This is a genomic window from Streptomyces sp. LX-29 (genome assembly GCF_029541745.1).
Classification (GTDB): domain Bacteria; phylum Actinomycetota; class Actinomycetes; order Streptomycetales; family Streptomycetaceae; genus Streptomyces.
Genome location: NZ_CP089746.1, coordinates 6,774,813 through 6,795,631 on the forward strand (window position 1 = coordinate 6,774,813; position 20,819 = coordinate 6,795,631).

A 20,819-nucleotide genomic window follows, 5' to 3' on the forward strand; every position below is an offset into this window, starting at 1 on the left:
TGCTCGTGCCCGAGCTGGTTTCCCGGCGTATTTCCCTCCGTTCGGGGCGTGTTGGTCGTCGGTGCGCGTTACGGTCGCCCCGTCGGTACCGGGCGAAGGGGGATGCTGATGGGGCCGGATGAGGTGGTGGCGCTCACCGCGGTGGCGGGGGCGGCGCTGGTGCAGGCGGCGGGGACCGATGCCTGGGCCGGGATGCGGACGTGGGCGAGTCGGTGGTGGGGGCGCCTGGACGAACAGCGGCAACGCGCGGAGCTGGAGCGCCTCGACGCGGCCCGGACGGCCTTGTCCGCCGCCGACGAACCCGAAGCGGCGCACCAGGCGGGGTACTGGAGCGGCCGCTTCGAGATGCTTCTGGAGCTGCTGCCCCCGGAGGCGCGCGCAGAGGCGGTGGCCGAGCTGCGGGCGCTGGTCGGTCAGCGTCCGCCGGCCCACGGTGCCACGATCGTGAACGTGTCGGGCGACGGCCCGGTCTCGGTCCAGAGCGGTGACCACAACCACATGGTGAACCACTTCGGGTCGGGCGCATGACCGAGGGCGTCCCCCTCTCCGTGCAGATCGGGAACGACAACACCATCGTCAACCACCTGCCGCCGGAACACCGCGCGGCGGTGTTACGGCGAAAGCTGCTGGAGTGGGACGACCTCGTCACCAAGACCCGGTCGGCGCCGACAAGCCCGGCGGCCCTGCTGGACGCGCACCGCGCGGTGGTGCCCTTCCGGGGGCGTGCCGAGGAACTGGCGGAGCTGCGGGCGTGGTGCGAGGCTCCGGGGCTGGGGATCCAGCTGGTGTACGGGCCGGGCGGGCAGGGCAAGACCCGCCTCGCGCGCCGCCTCGTCGACCGGCTCGGTGAGACGCCGGGCGACGAGCCCTGGAGCGTCCTGTGGCTGAGCCGCGACGCCCCGGCCGGTGAGCTGCCGGTCCTCCAGTACACGCAGTCGCCGCTGCTGGTGGTGGTCGACAACGCCGAGACCCGCACGGACCAACTGCCCACGCTGCTCAGGGCGGCAGCCGCCGCGCCCAGGACCGTGCGCGTCAAGGTCCTGCTGCTGGCCCGCACCGACGGCGACTGGTGGTACGACCTGCCCGCGGCCACCGAACGGGAAGAGCTGTACGACGCTCCTGTCACGCCCCTGCGCCCGCTGGAGCCCGACCCGGACCGTCACGCCGAGGCGTACCGTGACGCCGTGGAGAGCCTGGCCCGCGCCCTGCCCCGGGTGCCCGGGCAGCGGCTCGTCAAGTGGGGGCACCACGTCGGGCGCCTCACGCGCCCCGCCGCGTACCGCATCCCGGCGCCGGACATGGATGTGGCGCTCACGCTGCACATGACCGCGCTCGTCGACCTGCTGGACGCGGCCCACAAGCGCGGGGAAGGCGCGAGCCGCTCCCGGCCCATGGAGGAACGGCTGCTGGACTACGAGCGTCGCTACTGGATCGCCGTCGAGGCCGACCTGGGCCTGAGGAGACGCAGGGGCATCGACGCCGTCCTCGCCGCCGCGCTCCTGTGCGGTGCCGCCGACCGCGAGGAGGCCGACGCGCTCCTGGGCCGGGTGCCGGTGCTCCACGGCCAGACCACTGACGTCCGCTGGGCCGTGTGCGACTGGATCAGCGCCCTCTACCCCCCGCCCGCCCCGTCGCAGTTCTGGGGGACCCTGCGCCCGGACCGCCTCGCCGAATACTTCCTGGGCAGCCACCTCCGTGCCGATCCGGGTCTGGCCGATCGCCTCCTCGCCGGGGCGTCCGAGGCCCAGGCCGCCCGGCTGCTGGTCCTCCACACCAGGGCGGCAGCGCATCCGGCGCACCGCGAGCACCTCGACGCGCAGCTCACCGATCTGTGCTGCCGGCACCCCGAGGTGCTCGGCGCCCTCGCCGTCGACGTCGCCACGCAGGTGGAGCGACCGGAGCCGCTGGTGTCGGCCCTGTACCGGCTCACCGACGACCCCGGAACGGATCTCGCGGATCTCATGCGACTGCTGGACCGCCTGCCCTCCTCCTCCCACAACCTGGCCCCCTGGGCGTTGCACCTCACCGAGCGGCTGACCGACATCCACCGCGAGCGCGCCGAGACGGACTCCGCGTACCTGCCGGCCCTGGCCAGGCTCCTGCGCACGCTCTGCCGGCGGCACCTCGACATGGGGCACCGGCAGCGCGCGTACGAGGTGACGGAGGAAGCCGTCGGCCGGCTGAGACCGCTGGTGGAGACGGACGCCCCGACGTTCCGGCCGCACCTCGCCGCGTCCCTGCACAACCTGTCGATCGGCCTCGGCGTCGTGGGACGACGAGCCGACGCCGTGGCACCCGCCTACGAGGCCGTCGGTCTCTACCGCGAACTCATCGCCGAGTCCGCCTCACCCTCCGACACCCGGGTGTACCGCTCGGAACTGGCACACGCCCTCAACGCCGTCGCCAACTGCGAGGGTGAGCTCGGCCGCCCCGACAAAGCGCTCACGGCGATCGAGGAGACCGTCGGGATCCGGCGCGCGCTGGTCGGGGAGCGGCGCGAGCGGGCGGAGATGGCCGACGGTCTGAACAACCTGTCCATCTGGCAGAAGGAGTGCGGCCGGCACAAGGAGGCGCTGGTTTCGAGCCGCGAATCCGTGGAGCACTACCGGTCCCTGGCCGAGGAGCACCCCGACGCCTTCCGGAAGGGCTTCGCCATGAGCCTCGGCACGTACTCCAACTGCCTGCGGGACGCGGGCCGGTACGCGGAAGCCGTACGCGTGGCCGAGGAGGCGCTCGACATCCGTCGCCACCTGGCCCGGGCGCGGCCCGACGCATACCTTCCCGACCTGGCGCGCGCCCTGAACTCCTTCGCCATCGACGCGGGCGAGACGGGACGGCGGCGGGAATCCGTCGCGGCGAGCGCCGAGTCCGTGAACCTCTACCGGCGGCTGTACGAACGGGAACCGGCCGCGTTCGCGGAACGGCTGGCCATGAGCCTCAACACGCACGCCAACCAACTGAACGACGTCGGCGCCCAGGAGGAGGCGCTGAACGCCGCCCGCGAGTCCGTCGCCCTCTACCGCTCCCTGGAGCAGGCGAGCCCCGGGGTGTTCCCAGGGGATCTCGCGATGGGCCTGACCACGTACGCCGGCCAACTGGAGGCCGCCGGACAGGTTCAGGAAGCGCTGGGCGCCGCCCGTGAGGCCGTCGCCCTCCACCGGCTCGCGGCCGAGGAGCGGCCCGAGGTCTTCCTCCAGGCACTCGTCACGGGGCTCAACAACCTCGCCCATCAGCTGAGCAGTGCGGGCGCGTACGAGGAAGCCCTCGCGACGGCTGAGGAGGGTGTCGTCGTCGCCCGCCGTCTCAGCGCGGCGGACGGGACGCCACCGGCGCTGTCCGCCGTCGCGACGATGCTCGCTACCCGAGCGTCCCGGCGGTACACGGCCGGCCGGCCGACCGAGGCCGTAGCGGACGCGCGGGAGGCAAGGGCCCTGTTCTACGAGCTCGTACGGGGGGACCGGGCGGAGGACGCGGCGCCGCACGTGCCGCAGCTGGGACAGACGCTGTTGCTGCTGGGCGTCGTCCTTCCCGAGGTGGGCCTTCAGGACGAGGCCCTTGAGGCGCTGGCCGAGTCCGCCGGCCTCTTCCGCCGTTTGGTCGAGGACAGTCAGGAGGTCACGGCGCTCCACACCCCGCAGCTGTCCGCCGCCCTCACGCAGCTCGGGAAGCGGCTGTCCGCGGCGCGCCGCTACGAAGAGGCGGCCGACGCGTTGCTGGAAGCCGTGCCGCTCCGTCGGAAGACGGCGGGGAAGGACCCCGCGAGCCACCCCGCCGAGTTCGTCGTCCTGCTGGCCACCACTGTTCAGCTCCTGGTGACGGTCGGCCGCCGCAGTCAGGCCCTGCCGCTCGCGGTCGAGGCTGTCGGCCTGCTGGACGGTCCCCTGCGGGACGCTCCCACCCGACAGGGGATGCTCGGGCCGCTGCTGCCCCTTCTCGGCCTTCTCCAGCACGGCGCCGGGTCGGAGGAGGCGGATCGCACGCTACGGCGGGGTGTGGAGGTGGCCGAGGATCTGGCCCGTACCGAGCCGGCGTACGAACCGGTGCTCCAGATGGCGGTCCACGGCCTGGGCACGTACCTCGTCGACCGCCGGCGATACGAGGAGGGGCGAGCCCTCCTCGTGCGCGCCACGGACATGGCCCGCCGACTGGCCGCGGCGGACGCCGCGTACGACTCCGCCCTCGCCTGGACGCTGGCGTCTCTCGGCCACTATCCGGCCGAGGACGAGGCGCCGCTTCCGGACGCTCTGGACACCACCGAGGAGGCGGTCACCCTCGCCCGCCGCCTCGCCCGGGCCGATCCGGCCGTCCATGAACCCCTGCTGGCGTGGGCGCTGGCCGTTCACGGCCTGCGCCTCGCCGAGGCCACGCGGTACGACGAGGCGGTACGAACCGCCGTGGAGGCCGTCACCGTCGCCCGCCGCGCGGCGCACCAGGCGCACCTGCTGGGCTTCGCCCTTTACGCGTCCGCCACCATACGGCTCCTGGAGAACGCCGAGCCGGAACGGGCGGCCCAGGAGGACATCACCGAAGCCCTCGCCATCTACCGCGGCCTGGCCCGAGAGGAACCCGGTCTCGTCGCCGTCCACCTCAAGGCCGCGGAGAAGACGCGTCGGGGCCTCTTCCGTGCGCCGAGGCCGTGAAGGGCCGATCCGGGTGGCATGGCAGACCACCGTCGTCGTGGGTGCGCGACGCGGTGCGCCTCCTGCTCTCATTTCAGGTAGTCGTGCACGGCATCGAGGAACGCCCGTCGGTTGGGACGGATGTACTCCCAGACCTTCTCGTCCTGCGGTTCCCCGGGGTCACCCGGACCGTCTCGAATCACGTCCTGAACGTCGAACGCGAGACGACGTGCCGCCTCGTTGACCTCGGACGAGCACAACATGTGAATCGTCTTCTGGGTCACCCACACCTTGTCGACGACCTGTTTGGCCCGCGCTTGCCACTGTTCATCGGCCACGTTGTGGTGGTAGCGGTCCACCGCGACCCGTTCAGCCTCCTGCACCGCGGACAGGAAATCGATGAGGTGGGTGAGGCGCTCGGTACGGCGTGCCCCCCGCTCCGACACGCGTCCTTGCCAGAACTGGGCCACGACCGAGATGAGCCCGCCGAGTACGACGCCGATGATTGTCCACACACACCCACTCTGGCAACGACGAGACCCATCGCACCGTGGTTTCGATACTTGCCACGGCGTTCTCGTCTCGTGGTGTATAGGGGAAACACGATCCGTCCTCCGGTGCGGCCTGCCGGACAGCCCCGGTCGCCCGGGAGCGACGGAAGGGGGATGGGCCTCCACCGGCCCATCCCCCTCTCGCGCGCGGCTACCGGCGCGCGGTCAGCACCGTGCCGGGACCCACCCACTGCGAGCCCTTGGCCGGGTGATTGCCGGGGATGTCGATGGTCCGGCCCGAGGCCGTGATGTCGTCCCCGCCGAACCGCTCGGCACCGCCCGGCAGGTTCATGGGCACCCACTTTCCGCCGGTGCGGCGGAGCACGGTGCTGCCGGCGTGCTTCGTCTTTGCCACCAGGACGACGGGGTCACCCTGACTGATCGTGACCGATGCAAGTCCCCTGGTCCCCTTCGGTAGCGGGACGTTGGTCCACTTCTTGCCGTCGTAGCGCAGCGCCAGCGCCCGCGAGGAGCCGTCAGGAGCCTGGGACTTACCCACGGCCCACACCTGCCCGTCCGGTCCGGCGGCGACCGTTTTCAGCCCTGCGCGCGCGGCACCGATGTTGGGAACGGCGACCTTGCTCCAGCTCTTGCCGTCGTAGTGCAGCAGCACCGGCTTCTCGGGCTCAAGGAAGCCCGTGCTGCCCACGGCCCACACATCGTCGTCGTCAAGCACGGCGACGCCGTCCAGACCCCAGACACCCTTGTCCCCCTCACCGATGTTCGGCAGCTTCTGTGCCTTCCAGCGGGTGCCGTCCCAGTGCCAGATCATCCCGTTTTGACGGGGGCCGACCTGCGCCCAGCCCACTCCCCAGGTGTCGCCGGGAGCGCGGGTGCCGACGGAGAGGATCCCGCCGTTGATGGTCCCCCGGGGCACCGGAGCGACAGCGGACTTCCACGCCTTGCCGTTCCAGAGCTGGGTCACCACACCGCCGGCTTGGTCGGTGTAGTCGCCGCCCAGCACGGCGTTGCGCGGCGAGGAGGCGTCGACGTCGTTGAACCGGATGTCATAGGACAGGGGCACCGGCGCAATCCGCACCTGCTTCCAGCCGGGGCCCTTCCGTTCGTCACGCTCCCACAAAGTGGGCGCGAACATGAAGTTGTTCTCCCCCTTGGGGACGAACCGCATGCCCGCCACCCACGTCGTGTGCGCGTCAGGCCGAGTGGTGGCGCTGAGCGTGGCGTTGCCCGGCGTCACCTTCGACTCGCTCCACCCGGAGGCGTGTGGCGAGGCCCCGGACGAAGTGGACGGAGCCGACGGGGCGGTGGTCGCGAACGCCGGCATGGTGCTCGCGGCCAGCGTGAGTGCGGCACACGCCACCATCGCCCCGCGGAGACCGCGGGTACTGATCAACTTCTGCACGTTGGTGCCTTTCGCATAGACGTCAGCGGACGCGGACCGTACGCCTCTTCTCCCACGAGGGCGCGGCGCGACCGCTCCGCCATTCCAGCGGCTGTACGGTTGTTCGGCAGCCCCCGTCCGAAGGACTGAACAATGACAAACGCGCTGGTGGTGGGGGGTGCGACGGGGAGCGGAACAACACAATGGGGACCAGGGGAGGGAGAACGGGTGGGCCGCCGTGAGAGGCCGGTGGACCCGAGCGCGGGTCCGGTTCAGCGCTTCGCCTACGAGCTGCGCAAGCTGCGTCAGGAGGCCGGAGGGCCGACCTACCGGGTGATGGCGCAGCGGGCGCGGTACTCGGTCACGGCCCTGTCCCAGGCGGCGGCGGGTGAGCAACTGCCCTCGCTGTCGGTGGCGCTGGCGTACGTCGAGGTCTGCGGAGGGGACCGGGCGGAGTGGGAGGAACGCTGGCGGGAGGCGGCCGCGGAGGCGGCGGAGGCGGCGGTCGTGGAGCGGGCCGAGGACGATGCCGCCGCCGAGCCGCCCTATCGCGGCCTGGCCCGCTTCGAACCGGGCGACCACGAGCGGTTCTTCGGCCGGGACCGGCTCGTCGCCGATGTCGTGGAGCTGGCGCGGAGCAACCGCTTCACCGCCGTCTTCGGCCCCTCCGGAAGCGGCAAGTCCTCGCTGCTGCGAGCGGGCCTGATCCCCGCGCTCAGGAACCCCGGGAACGGCGGTGGCGCCCCGTCGGTTCCACCGCCGCCCGCCGTCATCCGGGTCCTGACGCCGGGTGAGCACCCGGCCCGCACCCACCGCGCGGCGCTGACCCCGAAGGCGGGGGAGGGCGACACCTGGCTGATCGTCGATCAGTTCGAGGAGGTGTTCACGCTCTGCCGGGATGCGGCGGAGCGGAGGGAGTTCCTCGACGCGCTGCTCGCCGCGCGCGAACCGGAGAGCCGGCTGCGCGTCGTCGTCGCCGTTCGGGCCGACTTCTTCGGCCGGTGCGCCGAACACCGTGGGCTGACGGCCGCGCTGCGCGGCGCCACGCTGCTCGTCGGCCCGATGGGACCGGCCGAGCTGCGCGAGGCGATCGTGAAGCCGGCCGCCGCGGCGGGCCTGATCGTGGAGCGGTCGCTGACCGCCCGGATCGTGGCCGAGGTCGCCGACGAACCGGGCGGTCTGCCCCTGATGTCCCACGCCCTGCTGGAGACCTGGCGCCGGCGCCGCGGACGCACGCTGACGGAAGAGGCGTACGAGTCCGTGGGCGGGGTCCACGGCGCGATCGCCGCGACGGCGGAGCGGGTCCACGGCGAACTGTCCCCGCACCAGGCGGAGCTGGCCCGCCGGATCCTGCTGCGGCTGATCACCCCGGGCGAGGGCGCACAGGACACCAGGCGTCCGACGGACCGGGCGGAGCTGGCGGCGGACGGAACACCGGGGGCCGCGTCGGACGACACGTCGGTGGTGCTGGAGCGGCTGGTCCGGGCCCGCCTGGTGACGGTGGACGACGGGGTGGTCGACCTCGCCCACGAGGCGCTGATCACCGCGTGGCCGCGGCTGAGGGGCTGGATCGAGGAGGACCGCGGACGGCTGCGCGTCCACCGGAAACTGACGGAGGCCGCGCGGGCGTGGCAGGAGCTGCACCGGGATCCGGGCGCGCTGTACCGCGGGGCGCGCCTGGCAGCAGCGGAGGAGGCGTTCGGCGCGGACCGGGAGCGGGCCGCCCTCACCTCCCTGGAGCGGGCGTTCCTCACCGCGAGCAGCGGCGGGCGGCGGCGCGAGCGCCGCCGGGTCCGGGCCGCGGTCGGCACGCTGTCCCTGCTGCTCGTCCTGGCGATGGTGGCGGGCACGGTGGCCTGGCAGCAGAACCGCGAGGGCGACCAGCGCCGCGCGGAGGCCACCTCCCGCCGCGTCGCGTCGATCGCGGAGAACATGCGCTCCGCCGATCCGGTGACGGCGCTGCGGCTGAGTGCCGCCGCGTGGCGGATCAGCCACACGGACGAGGCGCGAGCGGCGCTGCTGGGGGCGGTGACGCAGCAGGAGCAGGACTCCTTCACCGCGCCCGGCGCGGGCGCCGGCGGGGACGACTACTTCAGCGTGGACGGGCGGACGATGGCGCGGGTCGCGGCCGGCCGGGTGCAGCGCTGGGATGTGGCCGGCCACCGCCGGACGGGCGGCTTCCGCCTGGCCGGCGAGGAGCGCGCGGTGGACCTCTCCCCGGACGGCCGGCTGCTGCTGGTCGCGACGGGCGCCCAGTTGACGACCCGTGACCTCGACACCGGGAAGCCGGTCGGCCGACGCCTGGTCCCCGCCCCCATGGGCCCCCGGGACGCCGAGTACGCCCCGAGCGGGCGCACGGTGGTCCTTTCCGACAACCACTCGGTCAGGCTGTGGGATGTGCGGCGCGGGCGCCTGGTGTTCCAGCGCGAGGGCGAGGACATCTACCAACCGGTCGTCAGTCCGGACGACCGGCTCGTGACGCTGTGCAGGGGAGACTCCCTGGAGCTCTGGGACATCGCCGCGCGGCGTCAGATGCGCCCGCCCCGCGCGGCGGCGCTGTCGCGCGCCGCCTGCAGCGCCGCTCCGACCCCCGACGGCGGCAGGTCGTGGGAGTTCGATCCGCGGGGCCGCAGGCTGGTGGTCGGCAGAGAGGAGCCGGCCATCTGGGACCTGGGGTCCGGGAAGACGGTGCGGATCCCCCACGGCGCCGACCCGCTGGACGACGTCCGTTTCAGCCGTGACGGGCGGTTCGTCTCCACGATGGGCAACCAGAGGATCACGCTGTGGCGGATCTCCGCGGACTCCGCCGAGGCGGTCTACTCGCACCGGCTGACCAGCGAGTACGCCCTGGGCCACTGGCTCGATCTGGACCGGGGCGTGATCCGGTACCACGAGGGGATCGGCGACGGCACCGGCGCCGTGCGGACGCTGTTCCTGGGCGATGCCACCGCCTTCCCCCGGCGCCGGGAGCCGGCCCGGAAGGCCGCGTTCAGTCCCGACGGGCGGCTGGTCGTCACGGCCCGCCTCCACGGGCAGCGGATGCGATTCGAGGCGCGGCCCACCGGCGGCGGCCGGGCGACCCCGCTGCCGCCGGTCGACTGCGGAACGGCCGACCGGCCGCTGCGGAAGAGCGAGGAGTGCTGGGCGCACCTGGCGTTCAGCGGCGACGGGCGGACTCTGGCCTACGGGGTCGGCGCGCAGCAGGTGCGCGACGCCCCGGAGGACCGGGTAGCGGCCGGGGCGCACCCCGAGCGGATCACGGTGTGGGATCTGCGCGAGAACCGCAAGCGGGCGGATCTCGTGCTCGCGACGGGCGTCGACGACGCGGAGAGCGCCGATGCCATCGCGCTGAGCCCGGACGGCTCCTCCCTCTTCGCCCTCCGCCAGGGTTCCGGAGTCGCGCTGGAGCAGTGGGACGCACGCCACCGCACACAAGCGCCGCGCCATACCGAGCCGGTCCAAGGAAGAACCGGCACCTGGTCGGTCCCTCCGGCCGGCGCCATGGCGGTGCGCCCCGACGGGCGACGACTGGCCACCACACACGGGATCGGCTTCACCCTGCCCTCGGCCCGCCAGTCCTCGGACGCCACCGGGCAGCTGGACGCCCAGGCGCTCGCCTTCAGCCCCGACGGCGAACGGCTCGCCCTGGGCGGCCACTCCGGCCGGGTGACCGTGTACGACGGCGACGGGAGGCGACCCCTGGGCCTGCTCTCCGGAACGGACTCGGGCCAGGTCCTGAAGGGGGAGTCGGTGGCCGCCCTCGCCTACGCGCACGACGGCACGACGTTGGCCGTGGCGGGCGCGAAGGGCACGGTCCAGCTGTGGGACGCCGCCTCGGGGCGCCCGCTGGGGACCACGCTGACCACCGCGGCCGATCCCGTCCGGGCGATCGCGTTCAGCCCCGACGACCGGATCCTGCTCGTGGCCGGGGCCCGCACCCCCCTCAGGGCGTACCCGGTCGACCCCGCCCGCGCCACCGCCGCCGTCTGCGAACGCGCGGGCGGCGGCCTGTCGCGCGCCGACTGGTCCACGTACATCCCGGAGGTCCCGTACCGCGACATCTGCTGACCCGGCCGCGGGGCGGTTTCGGAGAAGCCTTCGCGCCCCTCTCCCTCGTGTGGACGAGAAGACCCGGATCCGTCCGTTCGCCTGGACGAAGGACGCCGACGAAATCCTCGACGAAACCGCCGGCTACTGCCGAAGGATCTCCGACTCAGGGCACTAGCGTGTGGCGAGCCGCTCCAGCAGGGCTGCGCTCCGTGCCAACAACGCCCTCTCCTCATCCGTGAGTTCGGCCTCGATGGCCTGCGCGAGCCAACCGACCCTGCGGCCGCGCTCCGCTTCGAGCGCGGCCCGGCCCGCGTCCGACAGCTCGACCAGCGACTTGCGGCCGTCCGTGGGGTGCGCCCGGCGCGTGATCAGGTTCTGTTCCATGAGCAGCCCCACCGCCCGGGCCATCGACTGGGGGCGTACGCGCTGATCGGCGGCGAGGTCGCTGGTGGTCATGGCGCCGTTGCGGTCGAGTGCGCCGAGCACGGCGACCTGGCCCAGCGGGATGCGGTCCTCATGGGTGACGCGTCGGGTGAGCTTGCCCATCGCGGTGCGCAGTTCGGCGGCGATGGCGGCGGCTTCCGGGGTGGGCATAAGGCACTTTACCCCGTTGGCCGGCAAAGTCGTGCCCCTGACCTGTACAGCAATGCTGTACAGCAAAACTGAGCAGCATTGCTGTAGAGTTTGGGTTGTCGGGCTCAGCGCCAGCGCTGTCGCAGCCGGGGCCACGGCACACGACAACGGGAAGGACCTCCCATGTCCACAAAGGCAGTCGAACCCGCCGAGAACACCGACGCCGCCATCGAAACCGTCACCGCCCGCCGGATCATCGACAGCCGGGGCAACCCCACGGTGGAGGTCGACGTCGTCCTGGAGGACGGGTCCCTGGGGCGCGCGGCTGTCCCCTCCGGCGCCTCCACCGGTGAGCGGGAGGCCGTGGAACTGCGCGACGGAGACTCCGCGCGCTGGCACGGCAAGGGCGTCGACCGCGCGGTGGCCCACGTCAACGGGGAGATCGCGGCGGCCGTGCGCGGCCGGGACGCGTCGGACCAGGCGGCTCTCGACGCGGCGCTGGTCGCCCTCGACGGCACCGCCACGAAGTCCCGGCTCGGCGCCAACGCGATCCTGGGCGTCTCCCTCGCCGCCGCCAAGGCCGCCGCGGCGGCCCACCGTCAACCCCTCTACCGGTACCTCGGCGGCGCCGACGCCCACCTCCTGCCGCTGCCGATGATGAACATCGTCAACGGCGGCGCCCACGCCGACAACCCGCTGGACTTCCAGGAGTTCATGATCGCGCCCGTGGGCGCGGACACCTTCGCCGAGGCCGTCCGCATGGGCAGCGAGGTCTTCCACACCCTGCGCCGCGATCTGCTGGCCGCCGGGCACTCCACGGGCGTCGGCGACGAGGGTGGCTTCGCGCCCGCGCTGCGTACCGCTGAAGAGGCGCTCGACTTCGTGATGGCCGCCATCGAGCGCACCGGCTACCGCCCTGGCAGGGACATCGGCCTGGTCATGGACCCGGCGTCGTCGGAGTTCTTCCGCGACGGGGTGTACGACTACGTGGGCGAGGGAGTGCGCCGCACCCCCTCCGAGAACGCCGACTACCTGGCCAAGCTCATCGACGCCTACCCGGTCGTCTCCATCGAGGACCCGATGGCGGAGAACGACCTGGACGGCTGGCGCGAGCTGACCGCCCGCGTCGGCGACCGCTGTCAGCTCACCGGCGACGACGTGTTCTGCACCAACGAGACGCTGCTGCGCGAGGGCATCCGCACCGGCGTCGGCAACTCGGTCCTGGTCAAGGTCAACCAGATCGGGACCTTGACCGAGGCGCTGGCCGCGGTGGCCACGGCCCACCAGGCGGGCTGGACGGCCGTCATGTCCCACCGCTCGGGCGAGACGGAGGACACCACCATCGCGGATCTGGCGGTGGCGACCGGCTGCGGTCAGATCAAGACCGGCTCGCTCTCCCGCTCCGACCGCACGGCGAAGTACAACCAACTGATCCGGATCGAAGAGGAGCTGGGCGACTCGGCGCGCTTCGCGGGCCGCTCCGCACTCCGTCGGGCGTGAACAGCAGGCTGAGGTAGAGACCACGCGGGCCCCCGGATCGCTCGGGGGCCCGCTCGCGTGCCGGGACGACACGGTGATCCCCTGGTCCACCGGTACCACGGGCCCCACTCATCTACTGCCGTCGTTTAGGGTCCAGGCTGTTGTATCCGGCGGTAACAGGGCCTCATTCTGCTGTCAGGCGGCCTCGTGATGCGGGCGTGTGATGCGGGCGTGTGCTGCGGAGGCTGGTGAGTGGGGTGCCATGACGCCGTCATCGGCCGGCCACTCGCCGGCATGAGGTTCCTGGACCTCCGCACACCCGGTCGCGCCTGGTCGAATCCCTGGCCGCGCACAACTGAATCCGTATCGGGGAGGCATGTATGAGGCGGCTTCTGCCCCGCCGCGCGCTCACCCTGGCCGCGCTCTCGGCTGTGCTCACCGGCTTCCCGCCGGCAGTGCCGGGCGGCGTGCCCGCTTCGGCCACGGCGGCGACAGCCTCGGTCACGGCCGAGGTCAGCGGGCGCGGGCCGTCCGCGGCCCCTCCGTCCGCGACGTCCGGGTCCGTGCCGTCCGCGACCACGCCGTCGGCGACCGTGCCGTCCGGGCCGTCCGCGACCGCGCCGTCCGCGTCGTGGACGGGGCCGCTGTCGGCCCGTGGCCGTTACATCGTCGACGCGGCCGGCAACCGCTTCAAGCTCAAGTCGGCCAACTGGGGCGGAGCCCAGGGCAGCTGGACCGGGTCGGGCGACAGCGCCGACGCCGCGAACCACCACGCGGGCGAGAACTCGCACCAGCTGCCTCTCGGCCTGGACCGGACCCCGCTGTCCACACTGCTGGCCGACTTCCACCGCCTCGGCCTCAACAGCGTACGGCTGCCGTTCTCCAACGAGATGATCCACACCACGGCACCGGTCCCGGACTCGGCGGTCGCCGCCAATCCGCAGCTGCGTGGCAAGACCCCCCTCGAGGTGTACGACGCGGTCGTCGCGGCCCTCACCGGCGACGGCTTCGCGGTGATCCTCAACAACCACACCATCACCGCACGCTGGTGCTGCGGCCTGGACGGCAACGAACGCTGGAACACCTCCCAGACGACCGCGCGGTGGGTGGACGACTGGGCCTTCATGGCGGCCCGCTACCGGAACGACAAACGGGTGGTCGCCGCCGACCTGTACAACGAGGTGCGTCGCACCATCCTGGACGACCCCAACTGGGGAGGCGGTGACAACCACGACTGGTTCGCCGCCGCGCAGCAGGCCGCGGACCGCATCCTCACCCGGGCCAACCCGGACCTGCTGATCGTCGTCGAAGGCATCAACTGGACCGGCGTACCGGCCGACGGGCTGCCCCACGACCGGCCGACCCTGACCCCGGCGCGGACCCTCTCGCACACCCTGCTGCGGTCCGGAAAGCTGGTGTACTCCGCGCACTTCTACGGCTTCACCGGGCCGAGGCACTCCGGCGCGACCGGCACCGGGGAGACCCATGACCCGCGCTACCAGGACCTGTCTCGGGACGAGCTGTACCGGGTACTGCGTGAGCAGGCGTTCTTCGTCACGGACGGCGGGACGCATCACACCGCGCCGCTGTGGGTGAGCGAGTTCGGCACCGGAGCCGGAGAGACCGGCACCAAGGCGCGGGCCTGGTTCACCCACTTCACCGACCATCTCGCCGCCGAGGACGCGGACTTCGCCTACTGGCCGCTGGTCGGCTGGAGCGGCGACAGGAAGGGCGACGACTTCGCGCTGCTGCGCTACGACACCACCGGGCGCCGGTCCGGGATCCTCGATGCGGGTGACTGGCGGACGAAGGACTGGCGGAAGCTGGTCGACGCCCCCGCCCGCAGCGGACCGGTCGCCGCCGGGGCCCGCTGGAACATGCTGACCCTGGACCACGCGGACGCCGTGCGCTCGCTGCGCACCCTGGCCCAGGGCGACTGGGACCCGGGTGCCCGCAAGGGCGTCTGCCCCGACGGCCAGCGGCTCATCGGCCTGGCCCACACCGGGGGCCGCGGGCTGTGCACCGACACCGCTACCGGTGATCTGCGGGCGGCGGGAGACACGCACACCGTGGTACGCGACGAGCGGTATGTCACGGGCGGGGACTGGGCGACCGGCTACACCAAGCTGGAATGCCCGGGCGGGCGGTTCCTCATCGGCTACAGCCTGCGCGGCGCCGCGGTCTCCGCCGCCCTGTGCGTCCCGGCCCGCGAACGGCTCACCAACGCCGGCCACACCGTCTGGTTCGACCGCGGCGACGACCGGCCGCACGGCAACCCCGGCGGCGAATTCGCCCACGGCCGCTACAAGGGGCAGTGTGGGAGCGGTGAGTACGCGGCCGGAATCGCCTACACCCGCCGGATCGGCTCCATCGCCTCACCGGATGCGCTGCTCTGCCGCCCGCTGTAGCGGCCCGGCCAGACGTGTGAGCCTGGCTCGGGTCCCTTCGGTGTTCTTCGGCGGCAGGTCGCGGTCGACGGCTTCGCGGCAACGCGCTTCGGCCGCCCGGCCTACACCTGGATCGCTGCCTTCCCGAGGTCGTCATAGGTTCGGTGAGGATGTCGTCATTTGATCGCTTTTCGCCGAAAGGTCGCCACATGACTCGTCGATGGTTCACATCCGCTCTGTGTGCGCTCGCACTCCTGGTACCGGGGTCACTCGGCGCGGCCTCCGCCGCCGAGGATGGTCGAACTTCTTTGCGAGTCATGACCCGCAACCTTTACCTGGGCGCCGACCTGGCGCCGGTCCTCGCGGCCAACAGCCCACAGGCGCTCGTCGCCGCGGTGACCGCGGCGTACGCGAACGTCCAGGCGACGAACTTCCCCGAGCGCGCCGAGGCGCTGGCCGACGAGATCGCCGACAGCGACCCCCACCTCGTGGGCGTCCAGGAAGCCGTACTCTGGCGCAGCCAGACCCCCGCCGGACCGGGCAGCGCCACCCACGTCGAATACGACTTCCTACAGATCCTTCTCGACAAGCTCTCCGCCCGCGGCAAGCACTACGCGGCCGTGGCCACCGTCACCGTGGGCAGCGACTTCGAGGCCCCGCGCTCCACGCCCGCCGGCCTGCAGGACATCCGCCTCACCGACCGTGACGTACTCCTGGCGCGCACCGACCTGCCCGCACGTAAGTTCTCCGTGGTCAACGCGCAGGCCGCCCAATTCCAGAACTTCGTGCCCATCTGCCGCCCAGCGCTCGGCTGCCCGCCCAACCCTCCGCTCCAGCTCCGACGCGGCTGGGTCGCCGCCGACGCCATCCTGCGCGGCCGCACCGTCCGGGTGGTCACCACCCATCTCGAACCCCTCGTCCCCGCCGTCCAGGAAGCACAGGCCGGCGAACTGCTCGCGGGCCCGCTGAACACCACGCTCCCGACCGTGCTTCTGGGCGACCTCAACTCGGCCGCCGGCGGGGTCGGCGCGACACCGGGAACCAACACCCAGAGCTACAACCACCTCCTGGCCGCCGGCTTCAGCGACGCCTGGACCGCCACCCACCCCCGCAACCCCGGCTTCACCTGCTGCCAGGCCGCCGACCTGCGCAACCCCGTCTCCAACCTCACTCAACGCATCGACTACGTGCTCTTCCGCGGCAAGATCAAGGCCCTGGCCGGCTACCGGGTGGGCGAGGAACAGGCCGACCGCACTCCCTCAGGGCTGTGGCCCTCCGACCATGCCGGTGTCGGCAGCGTGCTCCAGCTGCGTTGGAGTGACACCCACACAGGAGGGGGACACCTGTGAGAGGGCGGTTCACGGGCCCTTGAGTGAGGTGTCCATCGGCTGGGCCTCGTGGGGATGGCGGATGCGCCAGCGGGCGTACGCGGGTCGCTCGGCGCAGAGCTCCAGATAGCCGGTGCCGACCTCGCGCAGAATCGCCGCCCCGTGCGCGGTGAGTGGGCCGTCGCGGTGCCAGGCCAGGACATGGCGGTACCACAGAGGGTTTCCGGCCAGCGGGCGGACGGTGGTGCCGGGGACCTCGATGAAGGTGGCCTGGCAGAGGCTGACGGCCAGTCCCGCCCGGACGAGTTCGATCAGCTGCCGCCCTTCGGCCTCATACGGGGTGCGGGGGCGGCGGTCTGCCAGCGCGGCGGCCGAGGCCCAGTATTCGCCGGTCCGATCGGGGTCGGGGCGAGGCACGGCCCAGTCCTCGTCCGCGAGTTGCGCCAGGGTCACCTCCTCCTGCGCCGCGAGCGGGTGCCGCGCCGGGAGCAGTGCGAAGACCGGCTCGGTGACCAGCGGAGCGAGGATCACCCCGGCGCGCGGCGGCAGCCGCTGATCGGGGTGGTCGCCGAGGATCGCCGCCTCCAGACGCCCCGCGGCCACGTCGTCCAGGAGCGGCGCGGGCGAGTACTGGCAGCGTGCGGTCACCTCGGCGCCGGGCAGGGCCTGGCGGACGGCCAACACGAGTCGGCCCAGCAGCGGGGCGCCCACCGAGCCGAGCCGGATCCGCTCCACGGTCGCGGCGCGGCGGGTGGCGCGCGCGGCGTCGTCCAGGAGCGCGTCGATCCCGGGGAGGATGGCTCGGGCCCGCTGGATCACCAGGTCGCCGAAGGGCGTGGGCGCCGCCCCCGCCTTCCCGCGGTCGAAGAGCGCCCCGCCCAGCATCGCCTCGATGCGCCGCAGTTGGGCGCTGAGCCCGGGCTGGGTCATCCCCAGGCAGGCGGCGGCGCGGGTGAGACTCCCGGCATCGGCGACCGCGCACACCACGCGCAGATGCCGTACCTCCAGATCCATGGTCACCTCCCGATCCGCCATGGCGTCGTCCGGCCATGGCGCGGATGTTATGGACCGGTGACAGCTTTCGGACAGGGCCAGGACACCCGAAGAATTATGTGAAATGTCACACACCACAAGGCATGGAGGTCCCTGAGGCCATGAGGCAGTCCCCTTCCCCGGCGACGGCGCACCGGGTTGCCCTCGCCGCCCTGCTCGCCGCCCTGCTCCTGCCGCTCCACGGCACCTCGCCCGCCCACGCGGCGACGGCGCCGGAAGCCTCGCCCGAACCCGCGTCGAAGTCCGCGTCCGCCCCCGCTTCGGCCTGCGCCCTCCCCGGCACCACCGGCTGGACCGACGAGGGCCACGGCACCGACTACTCCGTATTCCAGCGCCCCAAGGGGACGAAGAAGGTCGGCATGATCTTCGTGGACTTCCCCGACGCGCCCGCCACCGAGCTCCCCGCTTCCGGCGCGGCGCAGATCACGCCCGGCGCCGACTGGCTGCGGCACGCCTCGTACGGAAAGACCGGGCTGGACATCACCCCACACCGGCGCTGGGTGCGGATGCCGCACAAGTCGACGGACTACGGCTTCGAGCGCGGCCTCACCCACGAGACGCACGAGGCGTATATCAAGGACGCCGTGGCCGCGGCCGACCGTGGTGTGGACTTCTCCGGCTACGACATGGTGTACGTCGTGGCGACGAAGAACGCGCCGGCCATCTCCTTCACGCCCACCTACCTCTACGAGCCCGGCACGGCGGGCGTGGTCGCCGACGGCAAGCGGATCACGTGGGCGGTGACCTTCGGTCAGGACATGTGGCACTGGGGACCGAAGCTGGTGGCTCACGAGACCGCCCACACCTTCGGCCTGCCGGACCTGTACGCGTTCGACGGCACCGACGCCCACCGTCACGTCGGCGGCTGGGACGTGATGGGCCTGATAGGGGGCGCGGGACCGCAGTACTTCGGCTGGCACTCGTGGAAGCTCGGCTGGACCGCCGACAGGCAGGTGCGCTGCCGGGCCTCGGCGGGCAGCGACACGGTGCGCCTGACCTCGGTCGCGTACCGCGGCGGCACCAAGATGGCGGTGGTCCGCACCGGTCCCACCACGGCGTACGTCGTCGAGTCGAGGCGAGCGGTCCGGGCGGACTCGGAGGTCTGCGCGACCGGCGCGCTGGTCTACCGGGTCGACTCCTCCGTCCAGACCGGCGACGGCCCGATCCGGGTGATGGACGCCCAGCCCACCGCCACCCCCGCCGAGGGCTGCCGCCCGCTGGACGACGCGCCGTACCAGGCCGGTCAGTCCTTCAGCGACCCCGCCGCGGGGGTGAGGATCGAGGTCCTGAGCGCGGACGGCTTCGGCGACACGGTCCGTATCACCAAGTCGTAAAGCGGTTCCGCGCACAGGGGTGCCCTGGATCCCGTGGGATCCAGGGCACCGCGTCGTTCAGGCCCCCTCGGGGAAGTGGCAGGCGACCTCCCTGGCCTCTCCCGGGCGCGCGATCCGCAGCAACGGGGCCTCGGACCGGCAGATGTCCTGGGCCTTGGGACACCGCGGGTGGAAGGTGCAGCCCGGTGGGGGAGCGGCCGGGCTGGGAGGGTCGCCGAGCAGGGTGATCCGCTCGCGTTTCCGCTCGACCTCCGGGTCCGGCAGCGGCACGGCGGACAGCAGGGCACGGGTGTAGGGGTGGGCCGGGGCCGCGTACACCCGCGCCTTGTCGCCGATCTCCACGATGCGGCCCAGATACATCACGGCCACCCGGTCGCAGACCCGCTTGACCACCGACAGGTCGTGAGCGATGAAGAGGTAGGCGAGGCCGAGCTCGCGCTGGAGCCGCTCCATGAGGTTGACGATCTGGGCCTGTACGGAGACGTCGAGGGCGGAGACCGGCTCGTCGGCCACCACCAGGCGGGGGCTGGTGGCCAGTGAGCGGGCGATGCCGATGCGCTGGGCCTGCCCGCCGGAGAACTCGTGCGGATAGCGGTCGATGTGCTCGGGGATGAGCCCGACCAGCTCCATCAGCTCCACCGAGCGCTTGCGGGCCTGCGCCGCCGAACTGCCCTGCACCATGAGGGGGTCGGAGATGATCCGGGCCACCGTCTGGCGCGGGTTGAGGGACGAGTGCGGGTCCTGGAAGACCATCTGCAGGTCCCTGCGCAGCGGTTTGAGCGTGCGCTGCGTCAGATGGCTGATGTCGCGTCCGTCGTACGTGATGGAGCCGGAGGTGGGTTCCAGGAGCCGGACGATGAGGCGGCCCGTGGTGGACTTACCGCAACCGGACTCGCCGACCAGGCCCAGTGTCTCACCGGCCGCGACGTCGAAGCTGACGCCGTCGACGGCCCGGACCGGGGCCGTGCGGGCCCGTCTTCCGGGGAACTCCATCGTCACGTCGCGTACGGAGAGCAGGGGTTGGATGGCGGTAGCCGTGGCGGTGGCGGTGGCGGTGGCGGCGGTGGTCATGAGGCGACGCCTTCGTGAGCGGGGAGATGGCAGGCGACGGGGTGACCGGCGGGCTCGCCGAACAGCGGTCGCTCGCTCTCGCAGCGGGACCGCTCCTCACCGGAGGCCGTCGCGAGGCGGGGGCACCGAGGTGCGAACGCGCAGCCGGGGGCCGGGATGAGCAGGGAGGGCGGGCTGCCGGGGATGGCCCGCAGCGGCTCGTCGTCCTGGTCGTCCAGGCGGGGCAGCGAGTCGAGGAGACCCCGGGTGTAGGGATGGGAGGGGGCGGCGAACAGCATGTTCACCGGCGCCCGTTCGGCGGCCCGGCCGCCGTACATCACCAGCACGTCGTGGGCGATGCGGGCGACCACCCCCAGATCGTGCGTGATCATGATGACGGCCAGGCCGCGGTCCTGTTGGAGCTTGGCGATCAGCTCCAGGATCTGCGCCTGGACGGTGACGTCGAGCGCCGTGGTCGGCTCGTCGGCGATGAGCAGCTCCGGCTCGCAGGCGAGTGCCATGGCGATCATCACGCGCTGGCGCATGCCGCCGGAGAACTGGTGCGGGTACTCGCCCGCCCGGCGGCGCGGCTCGGGGATGCCGACCTCGGCCAGGGCCTCGACCGCCCGCGCGCGGGCGGCCTTGCGGCCGGAGCGGAAGTGCACCCGGTGGTGCTCGGCGATCTGCTCGCCCACCGTGTAGTACGGATGCAGGCTGGAGAGCGGGTCCTGGAAGATCATGGCCATCTTCCGGCCGCGCAGCCGGTTCAGCTCGCGCTCCGGCAGGTCGACCAGCTCCTGCCCGCCGAGCCGTACGGAGCCGGTGACCTCGGCCCCGGTGTGCAGGCCCATCACCGCCATCGAGGTGACGGACTTGCCGGAGCCGGACTCGCCGACGATGCCGAGGGTCCGCCCCCGGCGCACCTCGAAGCCGAGAGAGTCCACGGCCCGGACGGGACCGTGCCGGGTCGGGAAGGTCACGCTCAGGTCCGTCACGGACAGCAGCGGCGCGGAGTCGTCCCCGGGAAGGCCAGTCGTCACGGGAACCGCCTTC

General features: G+C 72.5%; 14 protein-coding genes. 8 read left to right on the top strand and 6 right to left on the bottom strand.

All coding sequences use genetic code 11. The features are described from left to right. Positions 1-108 precede the first annotated feature (108 nt). Complete coding sequence (locus LRS74_RS28545; RefSeq protein ID WP_277743674.1) at positions 109-528, top strand: hypothetical protein; 420 nt, start codon at positions 109-111, stop codon at positions 526-528. Then, on the top strand, positions 525-4,640 hold the full coding sequence (locus LRS74_RS28550) for a tetratricopeptide repeat protein (protein ID WP_277743675.1): 4,116 nt from the start codon (positions 525-527) through the stop codon (positions 4,638-4,640). Before LRS74_RS28545 ends, LRS74_RS28550 begins: the two co-directional genes overlap by 4 nt. A 68-nt stretch (positions 4,641-4,708) precedes the next feature. Here LRS74_RS28550 and LRS74_RS28555 read toward each other — a convergent pair whose 3' ends face one another. Together LRS74_RS28555 and LRS74_RS28560 are read right to left on the bottom strand one after the other, a co-directional pair. Beyond that, complete coding sequence (locus LRS74_RS28555; protein WP_277743676.1) at positions 4,709-5,134, bottom strand: hypothetical protein; 426 nt, start codon at positions 5,132-5,134, stop codon at positions 4,709-4,711. A gap of 187 nt (positions 5,135-5,321) precedes the next feature. Continuing rightward, the gene (locus LRS74_RS28560) at positions 5,322-6,299 is read right to left on the bottom strand and encodes a hypothetical protein (RefSeq protein WP_277743677.1); all 978 of its coding nucleotides are present in this window, start codon (positions 6,297-6,299) and stop codon (positions 5,322-5,324) included. Between LRS74_RS28560 and LRS74_RS28565 the strand changes: the two genes are divergently transcribed. Together LRS74_RS28565 and LRS74_RS28570 are read left to right on the top strand one after the other, a co-directional pair. Beyond that, entirely contained in the window at positions 6,298-6,552 is a 255-nt protein-coding gene (locus tag LRS74_RS28565) for a hypothetical protein (RefSeq protein WP_277743678.1), read from the top strand. The genes LRS74_RS28560 and LRS74_RS28565 overlap by 2 nt on opposite strands. 188 nt (positions 6,553-6,740) lie before the next feature. Then, positions 6,741-10,580 (top strand): hypothetical protein, encoded by a 3,840-nt coding sequence (locus tag LRS74_RS28570; RefSeq protein ID WP_277743679.1) that lies wholly within the window; start codon positions 6,741-6,743, stop codon positions 10,578-10,580. Positions 10,581-10,733: 153 nt separating this feature from the next. On the opposite strand, the gene LRS74_RS28575 is transcribed toward LRS74_RS28570, so the two are convergent. Then, entirely contained in the window at positions 10,734-11,156 is a 423-nt protein-coding gene (locus LRS74_RS28575) for a MarR family transcriptional regulator (protein WP_277743680.1), read from the bottom strand. Between the two features lie 162 nt (positions 11,157-11,318). Here LRS74_RS28575 and eno point away from each other — a divergent pair, with 162 nt between their 5' ends. From eno to LRS74_RS28590, 3 genes are all read left to right on the top strand, one after another. Then, positions 11,319-12,635, top strand: coding sequence for a phosphopyruvate hydratase (eno, locus tag LRS74_RS28580; protein ID WP_277743681.1), 1,317 nt, complete (start codon positions 11,319-11,321; stop codon positions 12,633-12,635). 359 nt (positions 12,636-12,994) lie between these two features. Beyond that, positions 12,995-15,022 (top strand): cellulase family glycosylhydrolase, encoded by a 2,028-nt coding sequence (locus tag LRS74_RS28585; RefSeq protein WP_277743682.1) that lies wholly within the window; start codon positions 12,995-12,997, stop codon positions 15,020-15,022. Between the two features lie 296 nt (positions 15,023-15,318). Next, positions 15,319-16,350 (top strand): endonuclease/exonuclease/phosphatase family protein, encoded by a 1,032-nt coding sequence (locus tag LRS74_RS28590; RefSeq protein WP_277743683.1) that lies wholly within the window; start codon positions 15,319-15,321, stop codon positions 16,348-16,350. 9 nt (positions 16,351-16,359) lie between these two features. Here the strand turns inward: LRS74_RS28590 and LRS74_RS28595 are convergent, their stop codons facing one another. Then, positions 16,360-17,343, bottom strand: a complete 984-nt coding sequence (locus tag LRS74_RS28595; RefSeq protein WP_277743684.1) for a LysR family transcriptional regulator — start codon at positions 17,341-17,343, stop codon at positions 16,360-16,362. A 140-nt stretch (positions 17,344-17,483) separates the two neighbouring features. Here LRS74_RS28595 and LRS74_RS28600 point away from each other — a divergent pair, with 140 nt between their 5' ends. Further along, on the top strand, positions 17,484-18,716 hold the full coding sequence (locus LRS74_RS28600) for a M6 family metalloprotease domain-containing protein (RefSeq protein ID WP_277743685.1): 1,233 nt from the start codon (positions 17,484-17,486) through the stop codon (positions 18,714-18,716). Between the two features lie 57 nt (positions 18,717-18,773). Here LRS74_RS28600 and LRS74_RS28605 read toward each other — a convergent pair whose 3' ends face one another. After that, positions 18,774-19,787: an oligopeptide/dipeptide ABC transporter ATP-binding protein gene (locus tag LRS74_RS28605; RefSeq protein WP_277743686.1), complete on the bottom strand. Its 1,014-nt coding sequence runs from the start codon at positions 19,785-19,787 to the stop codon at positions 18,774-18,776. Beyond that, the gene (locus LRS74_RS28610; protein ID WP_277743687.1) at positions 19,784-20,806 is read right to left on the bottom strand and encodes an ABC transporter ATP-binding protein; all 1,023 of its coding nucleotides are present in this window, start codon (positions 20,804-20,806) and stop codon (positions 19,784-19,786) included. The genes LRS74_RS28605 and LRS74_RS28610 overlap by 4 nt, the downstream gene beginning before the upstream one ends. Between the last annotated feature and the right edge of the window lie 13 nt (positions 20,807-20,819).